The sequence below is a fragment of the Streptomyces sp. 4F14 genome, from assembly GCF_048159485.1.
Classification (GTDB): Bacteria; Actinomycetota; Actinomycetes; order Streptomycetales; family Streptomycetaceae; genus Streptomyces.
This window is the reverse complement of the sequence record NZ_JBLRVY010000028.1, coordinates 70,179-95,761: the sequence shown is the minus strand read 5'-3', so window position 1 is coordinate 95,761 and position 25,583 is coordinate 70,179. Positions and strand designations below refer to the sequence as shown.

At 69.2% G+C, this 25,583-nt stretch carries 23 protein-coding genes and 4 tRNA genes; 12 read left to right on the top strand and 15 right to left on the bottom strand.

Features of this window, described 5'->3' with window-relative positions; all coding sequences use genetic code 11:
• Positions 1-25 precede the first annotated feature (25 nt).
• Positions 26-928: a phosphoribosylaminoimidazolesuccinocarboxamide synthase gene (locus ACLZOT_RS37505; protein WP_416973622.1), complete on the top strand. Its 903-nt coding sequence runs from the start codon at positions 26-28 to the stop codon at positions 926-928.
• Between the two features lie 198 nt (positions 929-1,126).
• On the opposite strand, the gene ACLZOT_RS37500 is transcribed toward ACLZOT_RS37505, so the two are convergent.
• The 8 genes from ACLZOT_RS37500 to ACLZOT_RS37465 form a co-directional block, all read right to left on the bottom strand.
• Positions 1,127-1,199: transfer RNA gene (locus ACLZOT_RS37500), tRNA-Gly, on the bottom strand.
• A gap of 23 nt (positions 1,200-1,222) precedes the next feature.
• Positions 1,223-1,831: a response regulator gene (locus ACLZOT_RS37495; protein WP_416973621.1), complete on the bottom strand. Its 609-nt coding sequence runs from the start codon at positions 1,829-1,831 to the stop codon at positions 1,223-1,225.
• Positions 1,828-3,054 (bottom strand): sensor histidine kinase, encoded by a 1,227-nt coding sequence (locus ACLZOT_RS37490; protein ID WP_416973620.1) that lies wholly within the window; start codon positions 3,052-3,054, stop codon positions 1,828-1,830. The genes ACLZOT_RS37495 and ACLZOT_RS37490 overlap by 4 nt, the downstream gene beginning before the upstream one ends.
• Positions 3,055-3,067: 13 nt before the next feature.
• A complete protein-coding gene (locus ACLZOT_RS37485) occupies positions 3,068-3,847 on the bottom strand; it encodes an ABC transporter permease (protein ID WP_416973619.1) in 780 nt (259 codons plus the stop codon).
• A complete protein-coding gene (locus tag ACLZOT_RS37480; RefSeq protein ID WP_416973618.1) occupies positions 3,844-4,791 on the bottom strand; it encodes an ABC transporter ATP-binding protein in 948 nt (315 codons plus the stop codon). Before ACLZOT_RS37480 ends, ACLZOT_RS37485 begins: the two co-directional genes overlap by 4 nt.
• 128 nt (positions 4,792-4,919) lie before the next feature.
• Positions 4,920-4,992: transfer RNA gene (locus tag ACLZOT_RS37475), tRNA-Gly, on the bottom strand.
• Positions 4,993-5,072: 80 nt separating this feature from the next.
• Positions 5,073-5,144: transfer RNA gene (locus ACLZOT_RS37470), tRNA-Gly, on the bottom strand.
• A 134-nt stretch (positions 5,145-5,278) separates the two neighbouring features.
• On the bottom strand, positions 5,279-5,596 hold the full coding sequence (locus tag ACLZOT_RS37465) for a histone-like nucleoid-structuring protein Lsr2 (protein ID WP_055722735.1): 318 nt from the start codon (positions 5,594-5,596) through the stop codon (positions 5,279-5,281).
• 292 nt (positions 5,597-5,888) lie between these two features.
• Between ACLZOT_RS37465 and purS the strand changes: the two genes are divergently transcribed.
• Genes purS through purL form a run of 3 tightly spaced genes read left to right on the top strand, consistent with a single transcriptional unit; the run spans position 5,889 to position 9,084 of the window.
• Positions 5,889-6,152, top strand: coding sequence for a phosphoribosylformylglycinamidine synthase subunit PurS (purS, locus tag ACLZOT_RS37460; protein ID WP_015659417.1), 264 nt, complete (start codon positions 5,889-5,891; stop codon positions 6,150-6,152).
• Positions 6,149-6,829, top strand: coding sequence for a phosphoribosylformylglycinamidine synthase subunit PurQ (purQ, locus tag ACLZOT_RS37455; protein ID WP_416973617.1), 681 nt, complete (start codon positions 6,149-6,151; stop codon positions 6,827-6,829). The genes purS and purQ overlap by 4 nt, the downstream gene beginning before the upstream one ends.
• Positions 6,826-9,084, top strand: coding sequence for a phosphoribosylformylglycinamidine synthase subunit PurL (gene purL / locus ACLZOT_RS37450; protein ID WP_416973616.1), 2,259 nt, complete (start codon positions 6,826-6,828; stop codon positions 9,082-9,084). The genes purQ and purL overlap by 4 nt, the downstream gene beginning before the upstream one ends.
• Before the next feature lie 323 nt (positions 9,085-9,407).
• Here the strand turns inward: purL and ACLZOT_RS37445 are convergent, their stop codons facing one another.
• The 3 genes from ACLZOT_RS37445 to ACLZOT_RS37435 form a co-directional block, all read right to left on the bottom strand.
• Positions 9,408-9,860 (bottom strand): hypothetical protein, encoded by a 453-nt coding sequence (locus ACLZOT_RS37445; protein WP_416973615.1) that lies wholly within the window; start codon positions 9,858-9,860, stop codon positions 9,408-9,410.
• A gap of 100 nt (positions 9,861-9,960) precedes the next feature.
• Positions 9,961-10,293, bottom strand: a complete 333-nt coding sequence (locus ACLZOT_RS37440; protein ID WP_416973614.1) for a type II toxin-antitoxin system RelE family toxin — start codon at positions 10,291-10,293, stop codon at positions 9,961-9,963.
• 5 nt (positions 10,294-10,298) lie between these two features.
• A complete protein-coding gene (locus tag ACLZOT_RS37435; RefSeq protein WP_416973613.1) occupies positions 10,299-10,556 on the bottom strand; it encodes a type II toxin-antitoxin system Phd/YefM family antitoxin in 258 nt (85 codons plus the stop codon).
• Between the two features lie 182 nt (positions 10,557-10,738).
• Between ACLZOT_RS37435 and ACLZOT_RS37430 the strand changes: the two genes are divergently transcribed.
• The 6 genes from ACLZOT_RS37430 to purM all read left to right on the top strand — a co-directional run bounded on the left by ACLZOT_RS37430 (position 10,739) and on the right by purM (position 17,001).
• Positions 10,739-11,881 (top strand): alpha/beta hydrolase family protein, encoded by a 1,143-nt coding sequence (locus ACLZOT_RS37430; protein ID WP_416973612.1) that lies wholly within the window; start codon positions 10,739-10,741, stop codon positions 11,879-11,881.
• A gap of 101 nt (positions 11,882-11,982) precedes the next feature.
• Positions 11,983-12,924, top strand: coding sequence for a hypothetical protein (locus ACLZOT_RS37425; RefSeq protein ID WP_416973611.1), 942 nt, complete (start codon positions 11,983-11,985; stop codon positions 12,922-12,924).
• Between the two features lie 14 nt (positions 12,925-12,938).
• Positions 12,939-13,226 carry a hypothetical protein gene (locus ACLZOT_RS37420; RefSeq protein WP_416973610.1) on the top strand — a complete coding sequence of 96 codons (288 nt, stop codon included), beginning with the start codon at positions 12,939-12,941 and terminating at the stop codon, positions 13,224-13,226.
• 26 nt (positions 13,227-13,252) lie between these two features.
• Positions 13,253-14,035, top strand: a complete 783-nt coding sequence (locus tag ACLZOT_RS37415) for a sterol carrier family protein (protein WP_416973609.1) — start codon at positions 13,253-13,255, stop codon at positions 14,033-14,035.
• Between the two features lie 165 nt (positions 14,036-14,200).
• Positions 14,201-15,730 (top strand): amidophosphoribosyltransferase, encoded by a 1,530-nt coding sequence (gene purF, locus ACLZOT_RS37410; protein ID WP_416973608.1) that lies wholly within the window; start codon positions 14,201-14,203, stop codon positions 15,728-15,730.
• A gap of 203 nt (positions 15,731-15,933) precedes the next feature.
• The gene (purM, locus tag ACLZOT_RS37405; protein WP_416973607.1) at positions 15,934-17,001 is read left to right on the top strand and encodes a phosphoribosylformylglycinamidine cyclo-ligase; all 1,068 of its coding nucleotides are present in this window, start codon (positions 15,934-15,936) and stop codon (positions 16,999-17,001) included.
• A gap of 95 nt (positions 17,002-17,096) precedes the next feature.
• Here purM and ACLZOT_RS37400 read toward each other — a convergent pair whose 3' ends face one another.
• On the bottom strand, positions 17,097-17,360 hold the full coding sequence (locus ACLZOT_RS37400) for a DUF3073 domain-containing protein (protein WP_416973606.1): 264 nt from the start codon (positions 17,358-17,360) through the stop codon (positions 17,097-17,099).
• 293 nt (positions 17,361-17,653) lie between these two features.
• Positions 17,654-18,745: a Leu/Phe/Val dehydrogenase gene (locus ACLZOT_RS37395; RefSeq protein ID WP_416973605.1), complete on the bottom strand. Its 1,092-nt coding sequence runs from the start codon at positions 18,743-18,745 to the stop codon at positions 17,654-17,656.
• Between the two features lie 219 nt (positions 18,746-18,964).
• Here ACLZOT_RS37395 and ACLZOT_RS37390 point away from each other — a divergent pair, with 219 nt between their 5' ends.
• Both ACLZOT_RS37390 and bldC read left to right on the top strand, forming a co-directional pair.
• Positions 18,965-19,807 carry a hypothetical protein gene (locus ACLZOT_RS37390; RefSeq protein ID WP_416973604.1) on the top strand — a complete coding sequence of 281 codons (843 nt, stop codon included), beginning with the start codon at positions 18,965-18,967 and terminating at the stop codon, positions 19,805-19,807.
• Between the two features lie 547 nt (positions 19,808-20,354).
• A complete protein-coding gene (gene bldC, locus ACLZOT_RS37385; protein WP_003949541.1) occupies positions 20,355-20,561 on the top strand; it encodes a developmental transcriptional regulator BldC in 207 nt (68 codons plus the stop codon).
• 778 nt (positions 20,562-21,339) lie between these two features.
• On the opposite strand, the gene ACLZOT_RS37380 is transcribed toward bldC, so the two are convergent.
• Together ACLZOT_RS37380 and hrpA are read right to left on the bottom strand one after the other, a co-directional pair.
• Positions 21,340-21,414: transfer RNA gene (locus ACLZOT_RS37380), tRNA-Asp, on the bottom strand.
• Between the two features lie 99 nt (positions 21,415-21,513).
• Positions 21,514-25,485, bottom strand: a complete 3,972-nt coding sequence (gene hrpA, locus ACLZOT_RS37375) for an ATP-dependent RNA helicase HrpA (protein ID WP_416973603.1) — start codon at positions 25,483-25,485, stop codon at positions 21,514-21,516.
• Between the last annotated feature and the right edge of the window lie 98 nt (positions 25,486-25,583).

Genomic DNA, 25,583 nt, shown 5'->3' with positions numbered 1-25,583 from the left:
CTGTACAGATCCACGGGGAGGAACCGTGCCCGGATTCGTAGTAAAGCCCGAACCCGTCGAGGTCCCGGGCCTGGTGCACCTGCACACCGGAAAGGTGCGCGAGCTGTACCGGACCGAGGCGGGCGACCTCGTGATGGTCGCCAGCGACCGCCTCTCGGCGTACGACTGGGTCCTGCCCAGCGAGATCCCCGACAAGGGCCGCGTCCTCACGCAGCTCTCCCTGTGGTGGTTCGACCAGCTCGCCGACCTGGTCCCCAACCACGTGATCAGCACGGACGTCCCCGAGGGCGCCCCCGCGGACTGGCAGGGCCGCACCCTGATCTGCACGTCCCTCGACATGCTCCCCGTCGAGTGCGTGGCCCGCGGCTACCTCACGGGCTCCGGCCTCGTCGAGTACAACGCGACCCGCACGGTCTGCGGCCTCGCCCTCCCCGAGGGCCTCGTCGACGGCAGCGAACTCCCGGCCCCGATCTTCACCCCGGCGACGAAGGCGGCCGTCGGCGACCACGACGAGAACGTCTCGTACGAGGAGGTGGCCCGCCAGGTCGGCGCGGACACCGCCGCCCAACTCCGCCAGACAACCCTCGCGGTCTACAACCGCGCCCGCGACATCGCCCGCGACCGAGGCATCATCCTCGCGGACACGAAGTTCGAGTTCGGCCACGACAAGACCGGCGCCCTGATCATCGCGGACGAGGTCCTCACCCCCGACTCCTCCCGCTTCTGGCCGGCCTCCGACTGGCACCCGGGCCGAGCCCAGCAGCCGTACGACAAACAATTCGTACGCGACTGGCTGACGTCGGACGCATCAGGCTGGGACCGCAAGAGCGAGCAGCCCCCGCCCCCGCTGCCGCCGGAGATCATCGAGGCGACGAGGACGAAGTACGTAGAGGCATACGAAAGGCTCACGGGCCAGACCTGGGCATAACGCGTCACAGAGAAGCGCCCCGGCATCGGGGAAACCCCGGGGCGCCTTTCGACGCCGGGCGGGCGCATGTCTTTTAGGGGCGCGGGGCTGTGTCAATTTGCGGCTCCGCCGCGCGGGCGCGACCAGCCCCCACCGGCCCGCACTCGAATCACAACGCGAGAAAACCCCGACCCAATCCCGGGCCGGGGTTTTCAACTGAGCGGACGACGAGGCTCGAACTCGCGACCTCAACCTTGGCAAGGTTGCGCTCTACCAACTGAGCTACGTCCGCATCGCGCCGAAGCGCAGAGCCAACTATACCCAACCCCGCTCCCGAGCGATCCGCACAGCCGCATGCCGGTTCTCCACCCCCAACTTCGACACCGCGGACGACAGATAGTTCCGCACGGTCCCCTGGGACAGCGAAGCCCGCTCGGCGATCTCGGCAACAGGCGCCCCATCGGCGGCAAGCTCCAGCACTTCCGCCTCCCGGGAGGTGAGCGGCGAATCCCCGGAGGAGATCGCGTCGGCCGCCAACTCCGGGTCCACGTACCGATTCCCGGCATGCACGGTACGGATGATCTCGGCGAGCCGCTGCGCACTGACGGTCTTGGGCACGAACCCCCGCACCCCGGCGGCGAGCGCCCGCTTGAGATGCCCCGGCCGCCCGTGACTGGTCACGATCAGCACCCGGCAGGACGGCAGCTCCGTACGGAGAGATGTGGCGACCTTCACACCGTCGGCCCCCGGCATCTGAAGATCGAGCACGGCGACGTCGGGCGCGTGGGCCAGCGCCATGGCCAGCGCCTCGGGCCCGCTCGCGGCCTCCGCGACGAGGACGAGGTCGTCCTCCAGGGACAGCAGCGCCGCCAACGCCCCCCGGATCAGATGCTCGTCGTCGGCGAGCAGCACCCGCACGCTCATGAAGTGACCTCATTCACAGAAGCAGAAGCAGAAGCAGAGACAGAAACCGGCACGGTGGCCACCACCCGGAACACCCCGCTCTTCACCAGCCCGGCCGTCAGCGTCCCGTCGACCGCGGCGAGCCGCTCCCGCAGCCCCGCGAGCCCGGACCCGCCCTCTCCGACGCCCCCGGACGCCCCGTCGTTCTCGACGGTCAGCACGACCCGCTCACCGCCCACGGAGAGCCGTACGCGGCACCGCTGGGCGTCCCCGTGCCGCAGCACGTTGGTGGTGGCCTCCCGCACCACCCAGCCCAGCACGGACTGCACCTCCCCGGGCAGCTCCCCGGCCTCCCCGCGCACCTCGCAGTCGATCCCGGCGGCGCTCAACACGCCCCGCGCGCCGAGGAGTTCGACGCCGAGGTCGATCTCCCGGTACCCCCGCACGACCTCCCGCACCTCCCGCTGCGACTCCTGCGCGATCCGCTGCACCTCGATCATCTGCTCCACGGCCTCCTCCCGCCCCCGCCGGGCGAGCTGGACGGCCAGCTCGCTCTTGAGGGCGATGACGGCGAGGTTGCGGCCCATCACGTCGTGCAGGTCCCGCCCGAACCTGAGCCGCTCCTCGGCGACGGCGAGCCGCGCCTGCGCCTCGCGGGCCTCGTCGAGTTCGTACACGGCCTTGGTGATCCAGATGGAGAAGACGCCGATGACGGCGCAGAGGGACGAGGACACGAACACGGCCAGGGGGACGAGCAGCGCGGCGGCCCAGGGAGCGCCGAACGCGAGCATCGCCGGCGCCGTACCGAGACTGAACCCGCCGACGACCGCGTACATCTGCCGCCGTTCCCGCAGGCCGAAGCAGATGACGCCGGGGCCGAAGACCATGATGACGCCGTAGATCACACCGGCCGTGTTGCCGACGCGCTCACCGTCCGGGCCGTACCGGTCGAGCGCGAGCGCCGTGAGGCAGACGAGGGCGGTGAGCGCGCCGAACGCGTACAGCAGTCGTACGGGCTGCTCGCGTATCCCCCGATGCCAGTCCATGGCCCGTGAGACGACCACCATGATGCCCGCCGCGTGCAGCAGGACCAGCGCCCCCACCAGCCCGCCGAATCCCGCCCCCAGCGACCCGAGCGCCGGCACGATCGCGGACACCTCGATCACCCCGAACGAGCCGAACGACCACCGCGTGTACGTGTCGAACTTCTCCGGCGTGCTCTTCTTCCCCCACCAGCCCCGCATGTTCTTCCGTCCCTCAGCGCCGGGGTTCCCACTTGAACCACCGCTGCACAGCAAACACGGCGGCGACGGTCCAGGCCACTCCGACACCGACCGCCTGAAGCACCTCGACACCGGACATCTCGCCGGTCCAGGCACCCCGGATCAGCGTGATCGCGGGCGACAGCGGCAGCAGCTCCATGACGGACCCGGCGCGGTCGGGGAAGACCTCCAGCGGTACGGCGACCCCGGAGCAGATCATCGAGAGGAACAGGAACGGCATCGGCGTGACCTGGGCGCTCTCCGCGGTCTTCGTCACCCCGGACGTCACGGCGGCCAGCGCCGCACACACGGCGATGCCCAACAGCAGGCCCAGCACGGCGAGTTGGGGCGCCTCGGGGGCGTCCATGTCGAGCAGGACCGTGCACCCGGCGATCAGGACGAGACACTGTACGAGCCCCGTCGTGACCATCGGCAGCGCCGCCCCGACGAGGATCTCCCCGTCCCGCAGCTCGCCCGTGCGCAGCCGCTTCAGGACGAGTTCCTCGCGCCGCATCGTGTAGATCCCGGCCAGCGTCGAGTACACGCCGAACAGCAGCGCGAACCCGATCCCGGCCGGCAGCAGCACCTGCCCGATGTCGAGGCCAGTCTCCTTGAGCATCTTGTCGTCGGTGAACGCCTTGAGGCTGAACGGCAGCATCAACGGCACCATCACCGCCGTCACGAGCATGCTCTTGCTGCGCCCCAGCAGCGTGAACTCGGCCCGCGCGAGCGCCTTCATCCGCCCGCCCGGCGTCGTCGTCGCGACCCCGCTCATACCGACACCCCTTCCTTGCGCTCCGAGGCGATCCCGAGGAACGCCTCCTCCAACGAGGCCGACCGCACGTCTAGCCGGCTCAGTTCGACCCCGGCGCTCCGCGCCCACACCAGCACCTCGGTGGCCGTGCGCTGGAGGTCGTGGGTCCGCAGCCGGACGAGGCCGCCCTCGACGGCGTGCCCGCTCACGCCGAGTTCGGCGAGCGGCGGCAGGTCCCCGACGAAGTACCCGGACGGCAACTCGAAGGAGATCTGCGAGGGTCGGGACGCGGTCACCTCGGCCGGCGTCCCCGTCACGGCGACGCTCCCGGCGTGCATGATCGCGAGCCGGTCGGCGAGCCCCTCGGCCTCCTCCAGATAGTGCGTGGTCAGCAGTACGGTCGTCCCCGCGTCGCGCAGCGCCCGCACCAACTCCCAGGTGTCGCGCCGCCCTTCGGCGTCGAGCCCGGTCGTCGGCTCGTCCAGGAACAGCACCTCCGGCTCGCCGAGCAGCGCGAGCGCGAGGTCCAGGCGCCGCCGCTCACCGCCGGACAACTGCTTGACGCGGACGCGGTGCTTGGCCCCGAGCCCCACCAACTCCAGTGCCTCGCCGATGGGCCGGGCCCCGCTGACGCACCCGGCCCACATCCGCGCGGTCTCCGCGACGGTCAACTCCGAGGGAAATCCGCCCTCTTGGAGCATCACCCCGGTCCGGGGCCGGACGGCGTCCCGCTCGGCGTACGGATCGTGCCCGAGCACGCGCACCCGCCCCCCGCTCGGCTGCGCGAGCCCCTCCAGCAGCTCGACCGTCGACGTCTTGCCGGCCCCGTTCGTGCCGAGCAGGGCGAAGACCTCGCCCCGTCCGACATGGAAGGTGACCCCGCGGACCGCCTCGAATCCGCCCCCGTACACACGCCGGAGGTCCTCGACCTCGATCACGTGTTCTTTCGTCCCCTTGGCGTTCATGCAATCAGCGTCCCGCGCGGGAAGTGGGGGAGCCAGTGCGCGTTGTCATGGCCCGGCATGACAAATGTCAGACGCGTGAACAGGGCACGAAAAAGCCCCGGTTCAGAAGAACCGGGGCTTTGACCCTGAGCGGACGACGAGGCTCGAACTCGCGACCTCAACCTTGGCAAGGTTGCGCTCTACCAACTGAGCTACGTCCGCAAAGCATCCGATCGGCTCCCACCGATCGGCGCAAGCACCACCGTACCTGATCCACAAGCATGATCAGTACCGCGTTGCAGAGCGGGTGACAGGAATTGCACACTGCGCCTTCCCCCTGGAAGGGGGATGTTCTGCTACTGAACTACACCCGCACAACCTGCCTGGCCTGGGTTTTTCTCCCGTGCCCGGCGGCGTGCTCCAGACATTAGCCGATCAGCAGGGGGGTAACGCAAGTCGGCTGCCGCCAGGCCCTCCTGAGGGAGCCCGGGGGCAGCCGACGGCCGGGCTACTGCGCCTCGGCGAACGCCTCGTACACCTTCTTGGGGATCCGGCCGCGGGCCGGTACGTCGAACTTGTTGGCCAGGGCCCAGGCCCGGACGGCGGACGGGTCGGGGGCGACCTCCGTCTGCTTGTACGCCTTGCCGGAACGCGACCGCTTGCGGCCGGCCTCCACGTACGGCGCGAGCGCGGTACGCAGTTTCTCGGCATTGGCTTCATTCAGGTCGATCTCGTACGACTTGCCGTCGAGCCCGAACGCGATCGTTTCCGCCGCTTCCGAGCCGTCGATGTCGTCAAAGAGAGTGACCACGACCTTCTGCGCCACGAATATCGGTCCCTTCGGCTGAAAATGCCAATTTTTATGTACGGTACAGCGCCCAGTAATAAAAAGTGAAGCCGACTAAATCTCCCCGCGTGTCAGCTGCGCAATACCTGCCGGGGGTCGATCGGGGATCTTTCCCGTAACTTTTCCCGAACGCCCTCTTCCGATACCGGATCGTGATGGCGATCACGTAGCTTCCTACAACTCTACCCGCGTAGAAATTTCGTACGGGTAGTCTGAAGCCACCTGCCGGAACAGCCGCAGGAACCCAAGCACCACACCACCGGGAGTGCCCGTGGCACGCGTCGTAGTCGACGTCATGCTCAAGCCGGAGATCCTCGACCCCCAGGGCCAGGCGGTGCAGCGCGCACTGCCGCGACTGGGTTTCGAAGGCATCTCGGATGTCCGCCAGGGAAAGCGATTCGAACTGGAAGTTGACGGACCCGTGGACGAGGCCGCCCTCGCCCGGATCCACGATCTCGCGGAATCCTTCCTCGCCAACACCGTGATCGAGGACTTCACGGTCAAGGTCGAAGAAGTCGCGGAGGCGGCCAAGTGACCGCTCGTATTGGCGTCGTCACTTTCCCCGGGAGTCTCGACGACCGCGACACCCAGCGCGCGATCCGTCTCGCCGGCGCCGAACCGGTCGCTCTCTGGCACAAGGACAAGGACCTCCACCAGGTCGACGCGGTCGTCCTTCCCGGCGGTTTCTCCTACGGCGACTATCTCCGGGCCGGCGCGATCTCCCGTTTCTCCCCGGTGATGGAGACGGTCACCGAGCAGGCGAAGGCCGGTATGCCGGTCCTCGGCATCTGCAACGGCTTCCAGATCCTCACCGAGGCCCATCTGCTGCCCGGCGCGATGCTCGGCAACAACCACCTGCACTTCATCTGCCGCGACCAGAAGCTGCGCGTCGAGAACGCGGCCACGGCGTGGACGGCCGACTACCAGGCGGGCCAGGAGATCCACATCCCGCTGAAGAACATGGACGGCCGGTACGTCGCGGACGAGTACACGCTCGACCAGCTGGAGGCCGAGGGCCGGGTCGCGTTCCGCTACCTGGACCTGAACCCCAACGGCTCGCTGCGCGACATCGCGGGCATCACCAACGAGGCCGGCAACGTCGTGGGCCTCATGCCGCACCCCGAGCACGCGGTCGAGCCCCTCGTCGGCACCGGCCGCACCGACGGCCTCCCCTTCTTCACCTCGATCCTCAAGAAGCTGGTCAACGCATGAGCCGCACGCCTCTGGACACGGTCGAGCATGCGACCGCGACCCCCGACGTCGAGCTGCCCTGGGCCGAACTCGGCCTGAAGAAGGACGAGTACGAGCGCGTCGTCGAGATCCTCGGCCGCCGCCCGACCGGCGCCGAGCTCGCCATGTACTCCGTCATGTGGTCCGAGCACTGCTCGTACAAGTCCTCCAAGGTCCACCTCCGCCAGTTCGGCGAGAAGGCCCCCCAGTCCGACGCCCTCCTCGTCGGCATCGGCGAGAACGCGGGCGTCGTCGACGTCGGCCAGGGCTACGCGGTCACCTTCAAGGTCGAGTCCCACAACCACCCCTCGTACGTCGAGCCCTACCAGGGCGCGGCCACGGGCGTCGGCGGCATCGTCCGCGACATCATCGCGATGGGCGCGCGGCCGGTGGCGGTCGTCGACCCGCTGCGGTTCGGCGCGGCCGACCACCCGGACACCAAGCGCGTCCTGCCCGGCGTCGTCGCCGGCATCGGCGGCTACGGCAACTGCCTGGGCCTGCCCAACATCGGCGGCGAGGTCGTCTTCGACGCCTGCTACCAGGGCAACCCGCTGGTCAACGCCGGTGCCATCGGCGTCATGCGGCACGAGGACATCCACCTCGCGAAGGCGTCCGGCGCGGGCAACAAGGTCATCCTGTACGGGGCCCGCACCGGCGGCGACGGCATCGGCGGCGCGTCGATCCTCGCGTCCGAGACCTTCGACGACGCGAAGCCCTCGAAGCGCCCCGCCGTCCAGGTCGGCGACCCCTTCCAGGAGAAGCTGCTCATCGAGTGCACGCTCGAAGCGTTCCAGGAGAAGCTGGTCGTCGGCATCCAGGACCTCGGCGCGGCCGGACTCTCCTGCGCCACCAGCGAGTTGGCGTCCAACGGCTCCGGCGGCATGCGGGTCACCCTGGACGACGTACCGCTGCGCGACTCGACGCTCTCGCCTGAGGAAATCCTCATGAGCGAGTCGCAGGAGCGTATGTGCGCGGTGGTGGAGCCGTCGAAGGTCGACCGCTTCCTCGCGATCTGCGAGAAGTGGGACGTCATCGCCACCGTCATCGGTGAGGTGACCGACGGCGACCGCCTCGAAATCTTCTGGCACGGCGGCAAGATCGTCGACGTCGACCCGCGGACGGTCGCGCACGACGGCCCGGTGTACGAGCGCCCCTACGCCCGCCCCTCCTGGCAGGACGCGCTCCAGGCGGACGGCGCGGAGAAGCTGTCACGTCCGTCGACCGGTGACGAACTCCGCGCCCAGGTAGTCCAGTTGGTGTCCTCTCCCAACCAGGCGTCCAAGAGCTGGATCACCTCCCAGTACGACCACTTCGTGCAGGGCAACACGGTGCTGGCCCAGCCCGAGGACTCGGGCATGATCCGCATCGACGAGGAGACCGGCCTCGGCGTGGCCATCGCGACGGACGGCAACGGCCGCTTCGCGAAGCTGGACCCGTACGCGGGCGCCCAGTTGGCGCTGGCGGAGGCGTACCGCAACGTCGCGACGACCGGCGCGAAGCCGCTCGCCGTCTCCGACTGCCTCAACTTCGGTTCGCCCGAAGACCCCGCTGTCATGTGGCAGTTCGCGGAGGCGGTGCGCGGACTGGCCGACGCCTGCCAGCAGTTGGGGACGCCGGTCACGGGCGGCAACGTCTCCCTGTACAACCAGACGGGCGAGGCGGCGATCCACCCGACGCCGGTGGTCGCGGTGTTGGGCGTGATCGACGACGTCGCTCGCCGCACGCCGGTCGCCTTCCAGGAGGAGGGCCAGCTCCTGTACCTCCTCGGCGACACCCGCGAGGAGTTCAGCGGCTCGGCGTGGAGCCAGGTCGTCCACGACCACCTGGGCGGGCTGCCTCCCAAGGTCGACCTGGAGCGTGAGCGTCTGCTGGGCGAGATCCTGATCTCGGCTTCCCGCGACGGCATGATCGACGCCGCGCACGACCTCTCCGACGGCGGCCTCATCCAGGCGGTCGTGGAGTCGGCGCTCCTCGGCGGGCTCGGCGCGCGTCTCGTCGTCCCGGACGGGCTGGACGCGTTCACGTTCCTGTTCTCCGAGTCGGCGGGCCGCGCGGTCGTCGCCGTCCCCCGCTCCGAGGAACTCCGCTTCAACGACATGTGCGGCGCGCGGGGCCTCCCGGTGACCCGCATCGGCGTCGTCGACGGTGAATCGGTGGAACTCCAGGGCGAGTTCACGCTGCCGCTGACCGAGCTGCGCGAGGCGCACGAGGGGACGATCCCGGCGCTGCTGGCGTAGTCCTTCGGTACGACGATGAGGTCCCGTCCGGTTTCCGGGCGGGACCTCGTTGCGTATCACGGGTTCCCCGGTCGCGGCCCGCAGAGCAACTCCGTGCCGGCGCCGAGGGATTCACGTCGACGCGCGCGCCACGGAGTTCGTCGAGCGGAACATCGAGCCCAGGATGCGCCGCAAGGAGGTCATCACTCGCAGCGAGCGTCCGGCCGAGGTCCACGCGGACAAGGACACGGAAATCTGGGCCTACAAGCGCCGGTTCGACGCGATGAGCGACGAGACGGGCGGCAGCTGCGTCGAGGTCGCCCACCTCCCCACCGGCCCCGCCCTCACGTCCGGTCCAAGCTCTCGCGGGCCCACCGCCGCAGATCCCCGCACGTGGGATCAGCAGCCGACGTACGCCCGGTGATCACCCGAAGCGCCTCCGGCAGATGCCGCGCCAGGTAGTACAACTGAAAGGCCGCCCGCCCTCCGGAGTGGATGCACAGCCGGATCGTCAGGACGGCCTTCTCCTCGGCCTCGTCCTCGAATCGGGTCGGCGCCCCCGCGAGGAACGCCCAGTCGGGCCGGTCGTGCACCGCGTCGGAGACGACCCGCAGCGAAATCCCGTGAAGCGTCTCGACGGAACAGGGCGCCCCCTGCGCAACGGCATCCCGCAGCACCGCGTGAAAAACCATCCCGGCGAACACTCCGAACACGAACTCCCCGCGCTCCACCCCGATCCCCTTCCCCGCGAACCCCTCCCACCGCCGCTCCCTCCGCCACCCGTCCACATCCACCAACGGCAACAAGCACCGCCCCAACCCCAGACACTCCCGCCAAACCCCCTCCGCTCCCATCCACTTCACCCCCTCCCCCCACCCATTCTCCGGCCCTCACCCCTCACCTCAAGGCCACTTCGCGCCGCACCTCCGACGGAAACCGGGCTCGTTCCCACGGCAGCCGCCGGTTCACCTCGCGACGACTGCCGACAGCCAGAACCCACACCACGAGCTGCCCGTCCTCGACGGTGTAGACGACGCGGTAGTCACCGACCCTGAGGCGCCATTGGCAGTCGTATCCCTGAAGAGGCTTGATGTCGAACGTACTGGTGGCTCCCGCGTCCATCGCCTTCTGGAGTTCGGCCAGGCGGTACAGGATGCGCAACGCGTCCGGTCGCGGGATCTTGGCCATGTCCCGCCGAGCGTGGGGAGTGAAGCGAGTTACGTACCCCACGGCGGTCAGTCCTCCCGGGCGAGGAGTTCGGCGGCCATCTCTTCGAGGGTGATCGAGCCTTCCGTACCTTCCGCTCGGGCTTCGTCGGCCAGGCGGCTGAGCCACGCGTCCTCGGCGTCCTCGGCGAGTTGCCGCAGGCGTTGGTACTCCTGGATGTCGATCACCACGGCTTCCTGCTTGCCGCGCCGCGTGATGATCGTGGGCGTTCCCTCCCGGCGGGCTCGATCGATGACATCGGCGAGGTGGCCGCGCACTTCGGCCATGGACTCAATCACAGGCTCACTCATGTCAGTGATGTAGCAGATATACATGAAGGGTCCCTGTCGAGCGCTCCGCCTTCGCGGCCCCGGCAACGGCGTCCCGGTACACCCGTTCGGCAAACCCCACCCCCACCCTCCAGCTACCCCCATTCCCACCCCCGCCGAACGCCCCCTACCGTCCACCCATGCCCACAACCCCAACTCTCCTACGCCGCCTGGCCGTTACCGCCCTGCTCCTCCTCCCCCTCGCCCTGACAACGGCACCGGCGACCGCAGCGACACCAACCGCCGTACAGCTCGAACTCCCGCCCCCGACAGGCCCGTACGCGGTGGGTCGGAACACCGTCCACATGGTCGACCCGAGCCGCCAGGACCCGTGGGTCCCGGAAGCGGGCGCGCGGGAGCTGATGGTGTCGCTGTACTACCCGGCCCGCGAGGGGACCGGCACCCCGGCGCCGTACATGACCACCCCGGAAGCCGACCGCCTCCTGAAAACCCAGGGATACGACGGTGTCGTGGCCCCCGAGACGGTCAGCGCCACCCGCACCAACACGCGCCGGCACGCCCGCCCCGCCCCCGGCCGCCACCCCCTCCTCATCCTCTCCCCGGGTTTCACCCTCCCCCGCACGACCCTGACGGTCCTCTCGGAGGAACTCGCCAGCAGGGGCTACCTCGTCGCCGCGGTCGACCACGCGTACGAGTCCGCCGCGGCCACCTTCCCCGGCGGCCGGCTCCTGCCGTGCGTCGCGTGCGAGAAGTACAAGGAGACGGGGATGCCGGCGGTCGCCGAGGGCCGCGCCCGGGACCTCTCCTTCGCGACGGACGAACTGACGGCCCCGACAAGCCCGTACGCCGCACTGATCGACGCGGGCCGTATCGGCGTCGCGGGCCACTCCGTCGGCGGCGCCACAGCCGTACCCGCGATGGCGGCGGACCCCCGCTTCCGCGCGGGCGCGAACCTGGACGGCGGTTTCTTCGTGGACGTACCCGCTTCGGGCCTCGACGGCCGCCCGTTCCTGATGCTGGGCACGCAGACCACCCACAGCCCCGGCAACGAGACGTGGGACCGGACCTGGCGCAACCTCACCGGCTGGAAACGCTGGCTGACGGTCACGGACGCGGGCCACTTCACGTTCACCGACCTCCCCGTCCTGGCGTCCCAGTTGGGCATCACGGACCCGATGGCACCCCTCTCGGGCCGACGCTCCGGAGAGATCACCCGCACGTACCTGTCCGCGTTCTTCGACCTCCACCTACGCCACATCCCGCAACCCGTCCTCACCGGCCCCACCCCGGCGAACCCGGAAGTGACGTTCCAGCACGCCTGAACCTCACTCGAACGGGTGATCATCGCCCGTTCGGGGGACGGGGTGTAGGAGGCCGCTCATACGCTCACGGCGTTCATATCAGGTACCCACCGAAGGACGCCGTGGCCAGTTCCCCGCGCGACGCACTGCACCGGACCATCCGGGAGGACCCCGGCGTCTTCGCCCGTGCCGCCCGCGTGATCGGCATCCCGTTCGCCGACGTCACGAACAGCCGCGACCTGTCGAACGACCCCACCGCCTTCTACCACCCCAGGAGACAGCGAGTCGACGCGCTCCTGAGCCTCGGCACCGCCGAACACGAGGACTACCTGCTCGCCGTGGTGGCCATGACGGCCGTGACGGAAGAGGACAAGAGCAACCCGGTCAGCTGGACCTACTACCTCAGCTACCTCCATGCCTACTACCGGATGCCCCCGGTCCTGCTCATCGTCTGCGGCGACCGGCACACCGCCTACTGGGCCGCCCGGCACCTCGACGTGGGCCCGAAGGCGTGGACCTCCCTGACCATGCGCCCCATCGTCCTGGGCCCGGACACCGTTCCGCTCCTCAAGACCCGCGACGAAGTGGCCGGCGACATCCCGATGGCCGTCCTCTCCGCGATCCTCCACCAGTCCGAACCGGACGTCCCGGACACGCTGGAGGCGCTGTCGGCAACCCTGCGGGACCTCCACGAGCGGGACGAGACTGCCGCCGACCGCTACATCGAACTCACCGCCCAGGGTCTGGCCACCAGCCCGCACGCCGCTTACTGGAGGGCCCTCGTGCACACCGACACCTCGTTCTTCGTGTCCCCCTTGGCAGAGGAACTCCGCGAGGAAGGCCGCGTACAGGGCAGGGAGGAAGGCCACGGCAGAGGCCGCGAGGCAGGAAAAGCGGCAGGCATCGCCATGGCCGTCCTCCGCATCCTGCACCGCCGGGAGATCCCCTTCACCAACACCGAACGCGGAAAGGTCCTCTGCTGCACCGACCTACGCGTCCTGGAGCAGTGGTTCGACCGAGCCATCACCGCCACCACCACAGCCGACGTCTTCGATGAAGCCTGACCGCCCGCCCGCCCGTGGACGAGGACGCCGCAGAATCCCAGTCCGCCATCACCCACATCCCCACCCCCCTCCCCAACGGCCCCCGCCTCCGAGGCTTCCTCTTCAGGTCGCCCGACCTTCTCCGCCTGTACGTCGACAGAGAGCGGGACGGCACGAGGGGGACCGCGGCGGACGTACGCCCGACCGGGGCGATGACCGCTCTCCTCGCCGCCCTCGACGGCCTCCTGGACGAGGACGAGCACAGGCGGGTCCCCACCGACGACCCCCACGGCACCCGTCTCCTGGACTTCACGGACTGGTGACCCGGCGCCTCCTTTAACCTCACCCCATGCCGCCCAAGAAACGCCCCCGCGCGTACGACCCCACCAAGACCCGCACGGCGATCCTCGCGCAGCTCGCGCACCTCGACACGGCCACCCGATCCCTCACGGACGGAGACCTCGCCAGCCCCACGAGGCTCGGCGACTGGACCGTACGGGAGCTGGTCGCGCACATCGGCATGGCGGTCACGGCGGTGGGCAGGGCGCTCGCCCTCCCGGAACCCCCCAAGCAGGACGCCACCCTCCTGGACTGGCCCTTCGCGACGGCCGGGAACGCGGCGGCGATCGACGAGTTCACCAAGAACCTGGCGCAGCGGAAGACCGACCTCGCGGCAACAGCCCGCACCCTCGCCGAGCAGCTCGACACCCACCCCGCGACAAGGCTCGTGCAGACGAACGCCGGCGCCATGCCCCTCGCCGACTACCTGGTGACCCGTACCGTCGAGCTGATCGTGCACACGGACGACCTGGACCACGCCCTGGGGAATCGGGGCATTCCGTACGACAGGCAGGCCCTGGCCACAGCCACCCGCCTCCTCACGGACGCCCTCGCGGAGAAGGCCCCCGGCGGTTCGACGGAGGTCCGGGTGCCCCCGTTCGCGGTGGTCCAGTGCGTAGAAGGCCCGAGGCACACGCGAGGCACCCCGCCGAACGTCGTGGAGACGGACCCGCTGACCTGGATCAGACTGGCGACAGGGCGTCTGACCTGGGAAGACGCGCTGGACCAAGCCGCCCTCACCGCCAGCGGCGAACGCGCCGACCTCACCCCCTACCTCCCCGTGATGTCGTAGGCCAGAGAGTCCCGAATGATGTGCGACACCTCACTCACCAGTACGGCAAACCGGACCCCCTGACAACGAGTGCACCTCGCTGACCAGCGGAAACGCGGAAGTAACCGGCTACTGGCCGGTATCCCCAATTCGGACCAGTGCTCGGCCTCGCCTACACTCGGAGCCGTGCCACGTGGTGACGGTCGACTCAGTCATGATCTGCTCCCCGGTGAGAAGGGTCCCCAGGACGCCTGCGGCGTCTTCGGGGTCTGGGCTCCCGGCGAAGAGGTCGCCAAGCTCACTTACTTCGGGCTCTACGCCCTCCAGCATCGGGGCCAGGAATCCGCGGGAATCGCGGTCAGCAACGGCTCCCAGATCCTCGTCTTCAAGGACATGGGGCTCGTCTCCCAGGTCTTCGACGAGACCTCTCTCGGCTCGCTCCAGGGCCATATCGCGGTCGGTCACGCCCGCTACTCGACGACAGGTGCCTCCACCTGGGAGAACGCCCAGCCGACGTTCCGCGCCACCGCGCACGGCTCGATCGCGCTCGGCCACAACGGCAACCTCGTCAACACCGCGCAGCTCGCGGAGATGGTCGCCGACCTCCCCAAGAAGGAGGGCGGCCGGACCCCCCGCGTCGCCGCCACCAACGACACGGACCTGCTGACGGCGCTCCTCGCCGCGCAGACCGACGACGAGGGACAGCCCCTCACCATCGAGGAGGCCGCCCACGCGGTCCTCCCGAAGGTCCGCGGCGCCTTCAGCCTCGTCTTCATGGATCAGCAGACGCTGTACGCCGCCCGCGACCCGCAGGGCATCCGCCCGCTGGTCCTCGGCCGCCTGGAGCGCGGCTGGGTCGTCGCCTCGGAGTCCGCCGCGCTGGACATCTGCGGCGCGAGCTTCGTCCGCGAGATCGAGCCCGGCGAGTTCATCGCGATCGACGAGAACGGTCTGCGCACCTCCCGATTCGCGGATGCGAAGCCCAAGGGCTGTGTCTTCGAGTACGTCTACCTCGCCCGCCCCGACACCGACATCGCCGGCCGGAACGTCTACGCGTCCCGCGTCGAGATGGGCCGGAAACTGGCCAAGGAAGCCCCCGTCGAGGCTGACCTCGTCATAGCGACCCCGGAGTCCGGCACCCCCGCCGCGATCGGGTACGCGGAGGCGTCCGGCATCCCCTTCGGCAACGGCCTCGTCAAGAACGCGTACGTCGGCCGGACCTTCATCCAGCCCTCGCAGACCATCCGCCAGCTCGGCATCCGGCTCAAGCTGAACCCGCTGAAGGACGTCATCAAGGGCAAGCGCCTGGTCGTCGTGGACGACTCGATCGTCCGCGGCAACACCCAGCGCGCCCTGGTCCGCATGCTCCGCGAGGCGGGCGCCGCCGAGGTCCACATCCGGATCTCCTCCCCGCCGGTGAAGTGGCCCTGCTTCTTCGGCATCGACTTCGCGACCCGCGCCGAACTCATCGCCAACGGCATGACCGTCGACGAGATCGGCACCAGCCTCGGCGCCGACTCCCTGGCGTACATCTCCATCGACGGCATGATCGAGGCGACCACCATCGCCAAGCCGAACCTCTGCCGCGCCTGCTTCGACGGCGAGTACCCGATGGAGCTCCCGGATCCGGAACTGCTCGGCAAGCAGCTCCTGGAGACCGAGCTGGCGGCAGGCACTGCGGCCCCGGCCGCCGTCGACGCGATCCGTCGCCCGTGAGACCGACCGGCACATGGGGGGTGGGAGAAGGAGCGGGGCTGGGTGCGTGCAGCTGCAAGGCGGAGGAGGGAGTCATGGCGGAGCCATGGGGACCGACGACAACGCGGCAGATGCGCGTGCCCAGGTCCGCGACGCCGCCCCCCATGTGCCGGTCGGTCTAAAGCCTCCGCAGTACGACGCAGGACGAAACGAAAGTCACAGCCATGTCTGAGAGCACCGGTGCCAGCTACGCCTCCGCCGGCGTCGACATCGAGGCGGGCGACCGCGCCGTAGAACTCATGAAGGAGTGGGTGAAGAAGACGCAGCGTCCCGAGGTCCTCGGCGGCCTCGGCGGCTTCGCCGGTCTCTTCGACGCCTCCGCCCTCAAGGGCTACGACCGTCCCCTCCTCGCCTCCGCCACGGACGGCGTGGGTACGAAGGTCGACGTCGCCCGCCGCCTCGGCGTGTACGACACGATCGGCCACGACCTGGTCGCGATGGTCATGGACGACATCGTGGTCTGCGGCGCCGAGCCCCTCTTCATGACCGACTACATCTGCGTCGGCAAGGTCCACCCCGAGCGCGTCGCCGCGATCGTCAAGGGCATCGCGGAGGGCTGTGTCCTGGCGGGCTGCGCCCTGGTCGGCGGCGAGACGGCCGAACACCCCGGGCTCCTGGGCCCGGACGACTTCGACGTCGCCGGCGCGGGCACGGGTGTCGTGGAGGCCGACCGCCTGCTGGGCGCGGAGCGCATCCGCGAGGGCGACACGGTCATCGCGATGGCCGCGTCCGGCCTGCACTCCAACGGCTACTCCCTGGTCCGCCACGTCCTCCTGGACCAGGCGAAGCTGTCGCTGGACGCGGAGATCGCCGACCTCGGCCGCACCCTGGGCGCCGAACTCCTGGAGCCGACCAAGATCTACTCGCTGGACTGCCTGGCGCTCACCCGCACCACGGACGTCCACGCCTACTCCCACATCACGGGAGGCGGCCTGGCGGCCAACCTGGCCCGCGTGATCCCGGACACCCTGCACGCGGTGGTGGACCGCTCCACCTGGACCCCGGCCCCGATCTTCGACCTCGTCGGCCGGACCGGCAAGGTGGAGCGCCTGGAGCTGGAGAAGACCCTCAACATGGGCGTGGGCATGATCGCCATCGTCCCCGAGGAGTCGACGGACGTGGCCCTGACGACCCTGGCGGACCGGGGCGTGGAGGCGTGGGTGGCGGGCGAGATCACGGCGCGTGGCGCGCACACGACAGGCGCTGAGCTGGTGGGCGACTACGCGAGCTGATCCGGCCCGCGCCGTCGGTCAGAAGGCAGCACAAAACCCGGTCCGATGATCCCCGGACCGGGTCGGGTGCGGCCAAACCGCCGGACGCCTACTGCTTACGCGCCACGACGATGTTGGTGTTGGGACGAGGGCGAGTCATCCTCGTCCTCATCGTCCCCGTACAGCTCGGCGTACCGTGCGTACGGGTCGTCCTGCCCATCATCATCGTCGTCGTCCTCGAACGGCTCAGCGTTCGGCGGAACACTCGATGACGATGCGCCCAGCTCATTGGCCAGGCGTGAGAGATCCGTCCCGCCGCTGTTGTACTTCAGCTGGCGGGCGACCTTCGCTTGCTTGGCCTTGGCCCGGCCGCGCCCCATGGCTCGACCCCCTCAATGACGGGGCTCGACGGCCCCAGAGTCTTGACACGCGTTCATGATCCAGAACGGACTCTCCGTGGAGAGGCCGTCCGTAGGGCTCCCACGGTACCTGAGCCCGCACCCATACGGTACGTCGCCCGCGGCGAGCGCGTGCGCCCGGCCTCCGTGAGACATGCCGTCGTGGCTGGTCAGTGGCGATTTTAACCACTTATTGGCGGCCGACCCGCCGGGAAGAGTGAGAGTTCTCTCCAACTTTCCCCCCGGCGGTACCGCGAGCCGGCCCCGCGGGGGGTTCACCACCCGCGCGCGAGAGCCCCTTCATGCATCCGCTGCTCGGCGATCCGGTCGGCCGCGGCGGCCGGCGGAATCCCATCGGACTTCGCACGAGCAAATATGGCGAGCGTCGTGTCGTAGATACCGGCCGCCTTCGCCTTGCACCGCTCGAAGTCGAACCCGTGCAGCTCGTCGGCGACCTGGATGACCCCGCCCGCGTTCACGACGTAGTCGGGCGCGTAGAGGATCCCCCGGTCCGCGAGGTCCTTCTCGACGCCGGGGTGCGCGAGCTGGTTGTTGGCGGCGCCGCAGACGACGGACGCGGTCAGCACCGGCACGGAGTCGTCGTCCAGGGCCCCGCCCAGCGCACAGGGCGCGTACACGTCGAGCCCCTCGACCCGGATCAGCGCCTCGGTGTCCTCGACGGCCCGCACCGAAGGATGCCGGTCCAGGACCTGCCGTACGGCGTCCGCGCGGACGTCCGTGACGACGACCTCGGCGCCCTCCGCGAGGAGGTGGCCGACGAGGTGGTGGCCGACCTTGCCGACCCCGGCGATGCCGACGCGGCGGCCGGCCAGCGAGGGGTCGCCCCACAGGTGCTCGGCGGAGGCGCGCATGCCCTGGTAGACCCCGAACGCGGTGAGGATCGAGGAGTCCCCGGCGCCGCCGTTCTCGGGTGAACGCCCGGTCGTCCAGCGGCAGGTGCGCGCGACGACGTCCATGTCCGCGACGTACGTGCCGACATCGCACGCCGTCACGTACCGCCCGCCGAGCGAGTCCACGAACCGGCCGTAGGCGAGCAGGAGTTCCTCGGTCTTGTCGCGCAGCGGGTCGCCGATGACGACGGCCTTGCCGCCGCCGTGGTCGAGCCCGGCCATGGCGTTCTTGTACGACATCCCGCGCGAGAGGTTCAGCGCGTCGGCGACGGCCGCCTCCTCGGAGGCGTACGGATAGAACCGGGTCCCGCCCAGGCCGGGGCCCAGGGCGGTGGAGTGCAGGGCGATGACGGCCTTGAGGCCGGTCTTGCGGTCCTGGCAGAGCACGACTTGCTCATGACCACCCTGGTCGGAGTGGAACAGGGTGTGCAGGACGCCGTTGGATACGTCGGTCACGGTAGTGACTCCCAGGTAACTGGCGGCGGTTGGGGCCGGGCCCCGTACAGGTGGCGGGGCCTGTTGGCATGAGCGTAGGGCTTTTCCGGCCACCGGACGCCCTGTGCGGGGGATCACCCTCGTGAGGAGTACGCACGTGCGACGATTTGCACGGCTTTCGGGTTCATTCGTGACCGGTCAGGCAGGTTTTCCGATCGGCCGGCTGGGGAGGGAGCAGGCGTGCCCAAGGTGTCCTCGGTGACCGTCCCGTACGCGGCCTACCTGCGCGTGTACGAACCCCTGGCCGCCTTCCCCGAGCCGGAGCGCGACCACTGGGCGCGCTACGCCCGGCGCCCGCGCAGACCCTCGTACCAGGACGAGCTGCGCCGCTCCCTCGCCGACCTGCTGCCCACCCCGCCCGTCGCCGTGCCGGTGCACGAGAGCACCGACGCGTTCGTCATCGAGGCGAACGGCGTGCTGTGCGTGTGCCCCTGGCGGACCCGGCTGCGCGGCTGGCAGGCCCTCGCCGAACTCGACGAGCACCTGCCCCGCCCGGTCCTCGACGCGGCCGTCCCCGAGGTCGTCCGGCTCCAGGCCGCCCAGGACTACGACCGCTGGCGCGAACGCAATCCGGACGCCCGGCCCTGGATCCGTACGGCGACCTGGCAGGTGCCGCTGAACTGGTTCCTGCTGGTCTCCGACGAGGAGCGGCGCTACGACAAGGGCACCGCCGACGAGCCGCCGACCCTGCGCTACCGCACCCCGATGGTGCAGGCCAGGCGCCGGGTCGCCCGGGGCCTTCGGGCCCTCAAGGACGCGATCGAGGAAGGGCCGCTGATCGACGGGCTGGTGGACGTCGGGCGCTGGCTGGAGGAGTTCCACCCCCGCTCGCTCGTCGAGGTCGACTACGGCGGGCTCGTGCACGTCCTGCCCGCCGGCGAGCTGGAGGTCGACCACTCCGCGGCCGACGTCACCGAGGGGATCGAGGCGCTCAGGCGGGGGGACGGGGAGGCCGCCGGAGAGGCGTACGGGCGGCTCGTCGAGCGGTGGCGCGCGGTGCGTGACCTGCGGTCCGCGAACTGAGCGGTCGGTTAACAGGACGTTGCAGGTAACTGATCCGTCATCAAAAGTGACGTAGGTCACGGCTCGAACGTTGTCGAACAGCGTACGGTCTGCCGTACTTCGTCCTGAGGTTCGGAAACTGATGGGACGTTGGTCCCGATCCGGGCTTTTGTATCAAGCGTGACAGATCGCACGTAACTGGGCCTTGCGTCCCTTACCGCTCCTCGTGCCAAAATAGGACAAGGAGCCCGGGGGAGGCTCTGTCTCAGCATTACATGCTTTGGGGGGTCTTGTGACTCCTGATCACCGCAGTGACTGATCGTCACAGTGGTGTGACTGTCCGCTATGGCATGGTCCATCGGCTTCCGCGGCTGATGACTACCTGGGAGGGCAATTCCATCGGTTTGGCCGACGAGGCTGGACAGATGGTGTAGTTGTAGTGCCGAGGACAAGCCGTTCGTCCTATAACCGACTCGACCCTCGTCCGCCCATTTCGGGCAACGCGGGTCAAGGTGCAGAATTTAGAGGAAAGAACCGAGAAGGTTCGGTTCTCCCGAGGAGGCCGCTCATGACCGCTCGCACCCCTGATGCTGAGCCGCTGCTGACCCCGGCTGAGGTCGCCACCATGTTCCGCGTCGACCCCAAGACGGTCACGCGGTGGGCGAAGGCCGGGAAGCTCACGTCCATCCGTACGCTCGGCGGGCACCGCCGTTACCGCGAGGCCGAGGTTCGCGCACTGCTTGCGGGGATTCCGCAGCAGCGTAGCGAAGCCTGACCGCCGACTGAGCGGGCATCCCGGCGGTCCCCCCGTCTGCCGTGATGTCCAACTGTTTCACCGCATGACCTGTTTGACCGCAGTACCGCTCGACCGTAGTACCGCACCACAGCTCCATACGGCATGGGCCCTGCCCCAACAGGCCCTCGCCCCTCACCGGGTATGTCGTCGATCGCGCTGGGCTCCGCCGAGTCCAGCGCGATCTTTTTTGTGCGCCTGAGCCTGTCTACCGGCTCTCCCTGTGAGCGACCTTGTCGTCCCCTGGGCGTCTCTGTCGGAGTGGTGCAATTGCACATATTAAATTGACCCCTTGTAGGAGACGGGTAAGAACCCTCCTCCCGGAAACAATCCCGGTGACACCCATCACACCCCCACCCTCTTGCCCCCAACCCCCTCGTCCCCTAAGGGACTTCACCCTCCCCTGATACCTACCCCCGGACACCCCGCTACCCACCTCGACTTCAGGCCGAGGCTGCCTCAAGGCGGGGGACCGAAGGAGACCCCGGACGCCCACGAAGGCCCTCAACGGGCCTGTGAGGGCGCGATCTTGACGGGGAGGCAGAAGTCCGACCACGGGGCCCTGCCGGGGGCTTGGGAGGCGGGCATGAAGAAGGCCCGCGACCCTGGGTGGGTGCGGGCCTCTCGGCTATGCGGTCCTGACGGGATTTGCTGTGCCTGATGGCGGCTTCGCCGCGGGCGCGGCCTCCGCCTTGGCGGGGTGGCGAGTGGGTATGGAGAAGGCCCGCGCCCCTGGGTGGGTGCGGGCCTCTCGGCTATGCGGTCCTGACGGGATTTGAACCCGCGGCCTCCACCTTGACAGGGTGGCGAGCACTCCAAACTGCTCCACAGGACCTTGCGTTGTGCGGCTGGGGGTTGGTGTTTCCCTGGCTGCGAGAAGGACTGTACAGGAGGCGGGGTGGTCAGGTCGAACTCACTGTGGGTGGTGCTGTGATCACGGGGCTTCGGCGTCGATGGCCTTCACGATGCGCTTGTCGGAGATGGGGTACGCGGTGCCCAGCGCGTGGGCGAAATAGCTGACGCGGAGCTCCTCGATCATCCAGCGGATGTCGAGGACCGAGGCGGGGACCGGGCGGCCCTGGGGGAGCTGCTCCAGGAGCCAGGCGTACTCGTCCCGCATCTCGTGGACCTTCTCCATGCGGGTGGTGTCCCGCTGGACGTTGGCCGGCATCTGCTGGAGCCGGCGGTCCACCGCGACGAGGTAGCGCATGAGGTCGGAGAGGCGCCGGATACCGGCCCGCGTGACGAACCCGGGCCGCACGAGCGCGTCCAGCTGCGCCCGCACGTCGGCGAGGTTCGCGAGCAGCGCCGGGCTGCGGACGGACTTCAGGCGCCGCTCGGCGGCCTGCCAGGCGGCGAGGACCTGCTGCACCGCCCCGACCGTCCGCACGGTCGTGTCGACGATCTCCGCCCGCACCTTGTCGTACAGCTTCCGGTACGACGACTCGTCCCAGGCCGGCCCCCCGAAGTCCCCGATCAGCTTGTCGGCGGCGGCCATCGCGCAGTCGTCGAACAGCGCCTGGATCGACCCGTGGGGATTCGCCGACAGCGCAAGCTTCTGCGCGTTGGTCAGCTTCTCGGAAGCGAACTTTGCGGGGTTGACCGGAATGTTGCGCAGGATCAGCCGCCGCGTCCCCTTCCACATCGCCGCCTGCTGCTCGGCCTCCGTGTCGAAGAGCCGTACGGAGACGGTGTCCCCGTCGTCGACGAGCGCCGGGTACGCCTTGACGGGCTGGCCCGCGCGCCGGGTCTCGAAGACGCGGGTGAGGGAGCCGATCGTCCAGTCGGTGAGGCCCTTGCGTTCGAGGGACTCGCCGCCCTCGCGTTCGGCGGTGGCCGCGGCGACCTTGGACAGCGCCTGCCGTGCCTTCGGCTTGAGCTGGAGGCGCAGCGCCTCAAGGTCCTTGTCCTCGGCGAGCTTCCGGCGCCGCTCGTCGACGATGCGGAACGTGATGCGCAGGTGCTCGGGGACGCGGGCCCAGTCGAAGTCGTCCGCCTCGAAGGGGACGCCGACCATGCGCTTCAACTCCCGCGCCATGGCCGTCGTCAGCGGCTCCTGGAGAGGCACCGAGGCATCCAGGAAGCGTTTCGCGAAGTTCGGCGCCGGCACGTAGTTCCGGCGGATCGGCTTGGGGAGGGAACGGATCAGCTCCGTCACCAACTCCTCGCGCAGGCCCGGGATCTGCCAGTCGAAGCCGTCGTCCGTGACCTGGTTCAGGACCTGGAGCGGGACATGGACCGTCACCCCGTCCGCGTCCGCGCCCGGCTCGAACTGGTACGTGACACGGAACTTGAGCTGACCCTGCCGCCAACTGTCGGGATAGTCCGCCTTGGTGACCGCCTCCGCGGACTCCCGGATGAGCATCTCCCGCTCGAAGTCGAGGAACTCGGGCTGCTCGTGCCGCTTGTGCTTCCACCAGGAGTCGAAGTGGGCGCCGGACACGACGTGTTCGGGCACCCGCTGGTCGTAGAAGTCGAAGAGCGTGTCGTCGTCGACGACGATGTCCCGCCGCCGGGCGCGGTGCTCCAACTCCTCGACCTCGCTGAGGAGTTTCCGGTTGTCGGCGAAGAACTTGTGGTGGGTGCGCCAGTCGCCCTCGACGAGCGCGTTGCGGATGAACAGCTCGCGGCTGATCTCGGCGTCCACCCGCCCGTAGTTGACCTTGCGCTGCGCGACGATCGGTACGCCGTACAGCGTGACCTTCTCGTACGCCATCACCGCGGCCTGGTCCTTCTCCCAGTGCGGTTCGGAGTACGTCCGCTTCAACAGGTGCTCGGCGAGGGGCTCGACCCACTCGGGCTGGATGCGGGCGTTGACGCGGGCCCAGAGGCGGGACGTCTCCACCAGCTCCGCCGACATCACGAACTGCGGCGGCTTCCTGAAGAGGGCCGACCCCGGGAAGATCGCGAACTTCGCGTTGCGGGCGCCGAGATACTCGTTCCGGCCGCCGTCCTTCCTGGGGGACTGCTCCTTGTTCTCCTTCACGTCCTTCATCCCGACGTGGGAGAGGAGGCCGGCGAGGAGGGAGACGTGGATGCGGTCGGCGTCGGCGTCCTGCTCGTTCAGATGGATGCCCATCTGCTTGGCCACCGTACGGAGTTGGGTGTAGATGTCCTGCCACTCGCGGATGCGCAGGAAGTTCAGGTACTCCTGCTTGCACATCCGGCGGAAGGAGCTGGAACCCCGCTCGCGCTGCTGCTCCCTGACGTACCGCCACAGGTTCAGGAACGCCAGGAAGTCGCTGGTCTCGTCCTTGAAGCGGGCGTGCTGCTGGTCGGCCTGCGCCTGCTTGTCCGAGGGGCGTTCGCGCGGGTCCTGGATGGACAGCGCGGCGGCTATCACCATGACCTCGCGGGCGCAGCCGTTCTTGTCGGCCTCCAGGACCATGCGGGCGAGCCGGGGGTCGACGGGGAGCTGGGCGAGTTTGCGGCCGACCTGCGTGAGCCGGTTGCGTGGGTCCTTCTGTGCCGGGTCCAACGCGTTGAGTTCTTGCAGGAGTTGGACGCCGTCGCGGATGTTGCGGTGGTCCGGCGGGTCGATGAACGGGAACTTCTCGATGTCCCCGAGACCGGCCGCCGTCATCTGGAGGATGACCGAGGCGAGGTTCGTCCGCAGGATCTCCGCGTCCGTGAACTCCGGGCGCGTGAGGAAGTCGTCCTCGCTGTACAGGCGGATGCAGACACCGTCGCTGGTCCGGCCGCAGCGGCCCTTGCGCTGGTTCGCGCTCGCCTGGCTGACCGGCTCGATCGGCAGGCGCTGCACCTTCGTACGGTGGCTGTAGCGGCTGATCCTCGCGAAGCCCGGGTCGATGACGTACTTGATGCCGGGGACCGTCAGCGAGGTCTCCGCGACGTTCGTCGCCAGAACGATCCTGCGGCCGGTGTGGGCCTGGAAGACGCGGTGCTGTTCGGCGTGGGAGAGGCGGGCGTAGAGGGGGAGGACCTCGGTGAACCGGTACTTCTTCTTCTCCAGCGCGTCCGCCGTGTCCCGGATCTCCCGCTCGCCGGAGAGGAAGACGAGGATGTCGCCCGGCCCTTCCCCCTGAAGCTCCTCCACGGCGTCGCAGATCGCGGTGATCTGGTCGCGGTCGGAGTCGTCCGAGTCGTCCTCCAGCAGAGGCCGGTAGCGGACCTCCACCGGGTACGTCCGCCCGCTCACCTCGATGATCGGGGCGTCGCCGAAGTGGCGGGAGAAGCGCTCCGGGTCGATCGTCGCGGAGGTGATGACGACCTTGAGGTCGGGGCGTCTGGGCAGGAGCTGGGCGAGGTAGCCGAGCAGGAAGTCGATGTTCAGGGACCGCTCGTGGGCCTCGTCGATGATGATCGTGTCGTAGGCGCGCAGCTCGCGGTCCGTCTGGATCTCCGCGAGCAGGATGCCGTCCGTCATCAGCTTCACGAACGTGCCGTCCGGGTCGACCTGGTCGGTGAACCGAACCTTCCAGCCGACGGCCTCGCCGAGCGGCGTACGCAGTTCCTCGGCGACGCGCTCCGCGACGGTCCGCGCGGCGATCCTCCTCGGCTGCGTGTGCCCGATCATCCCGCGTACGCCGCGCCCCAGCTCAAGGCAGATCTTGGGGATCTGGGTGGTCTTCCCCGACCCGGTCTCCCCCGCGACGATGACGACCTGGTGATCGCGGATCGCCTCCGCGATGTCGTCCTTCTTCTGGCTGACGGGAAGCTGCTCGGGGTACGAGACGGCGGGCACGCGCCCCGCTCGGACACTCATCCGCTCGGCGCACCGCTCCACCTCCGCCCCGATCTCGGCGAGCACCGCGGCCCGCGCCTCCGGTTTCCGGATCTTCCGCGCACCTTCGAGCCGCCGCCCGAGCCGCTGCGCATCACGCAACGACAGCTCGGTCAGACGGGAGGCGATGTTCCCAAGGGCGGGGGCAGGCTGCGTAGACATACGCTCCCCAGGATCTCATCCCGGGGAAAATACTGGCGAACGCTTTTGCCCCTGCGCGGGAGCGTGGACACGACAACACCCCCACCGGAATCCGGCGA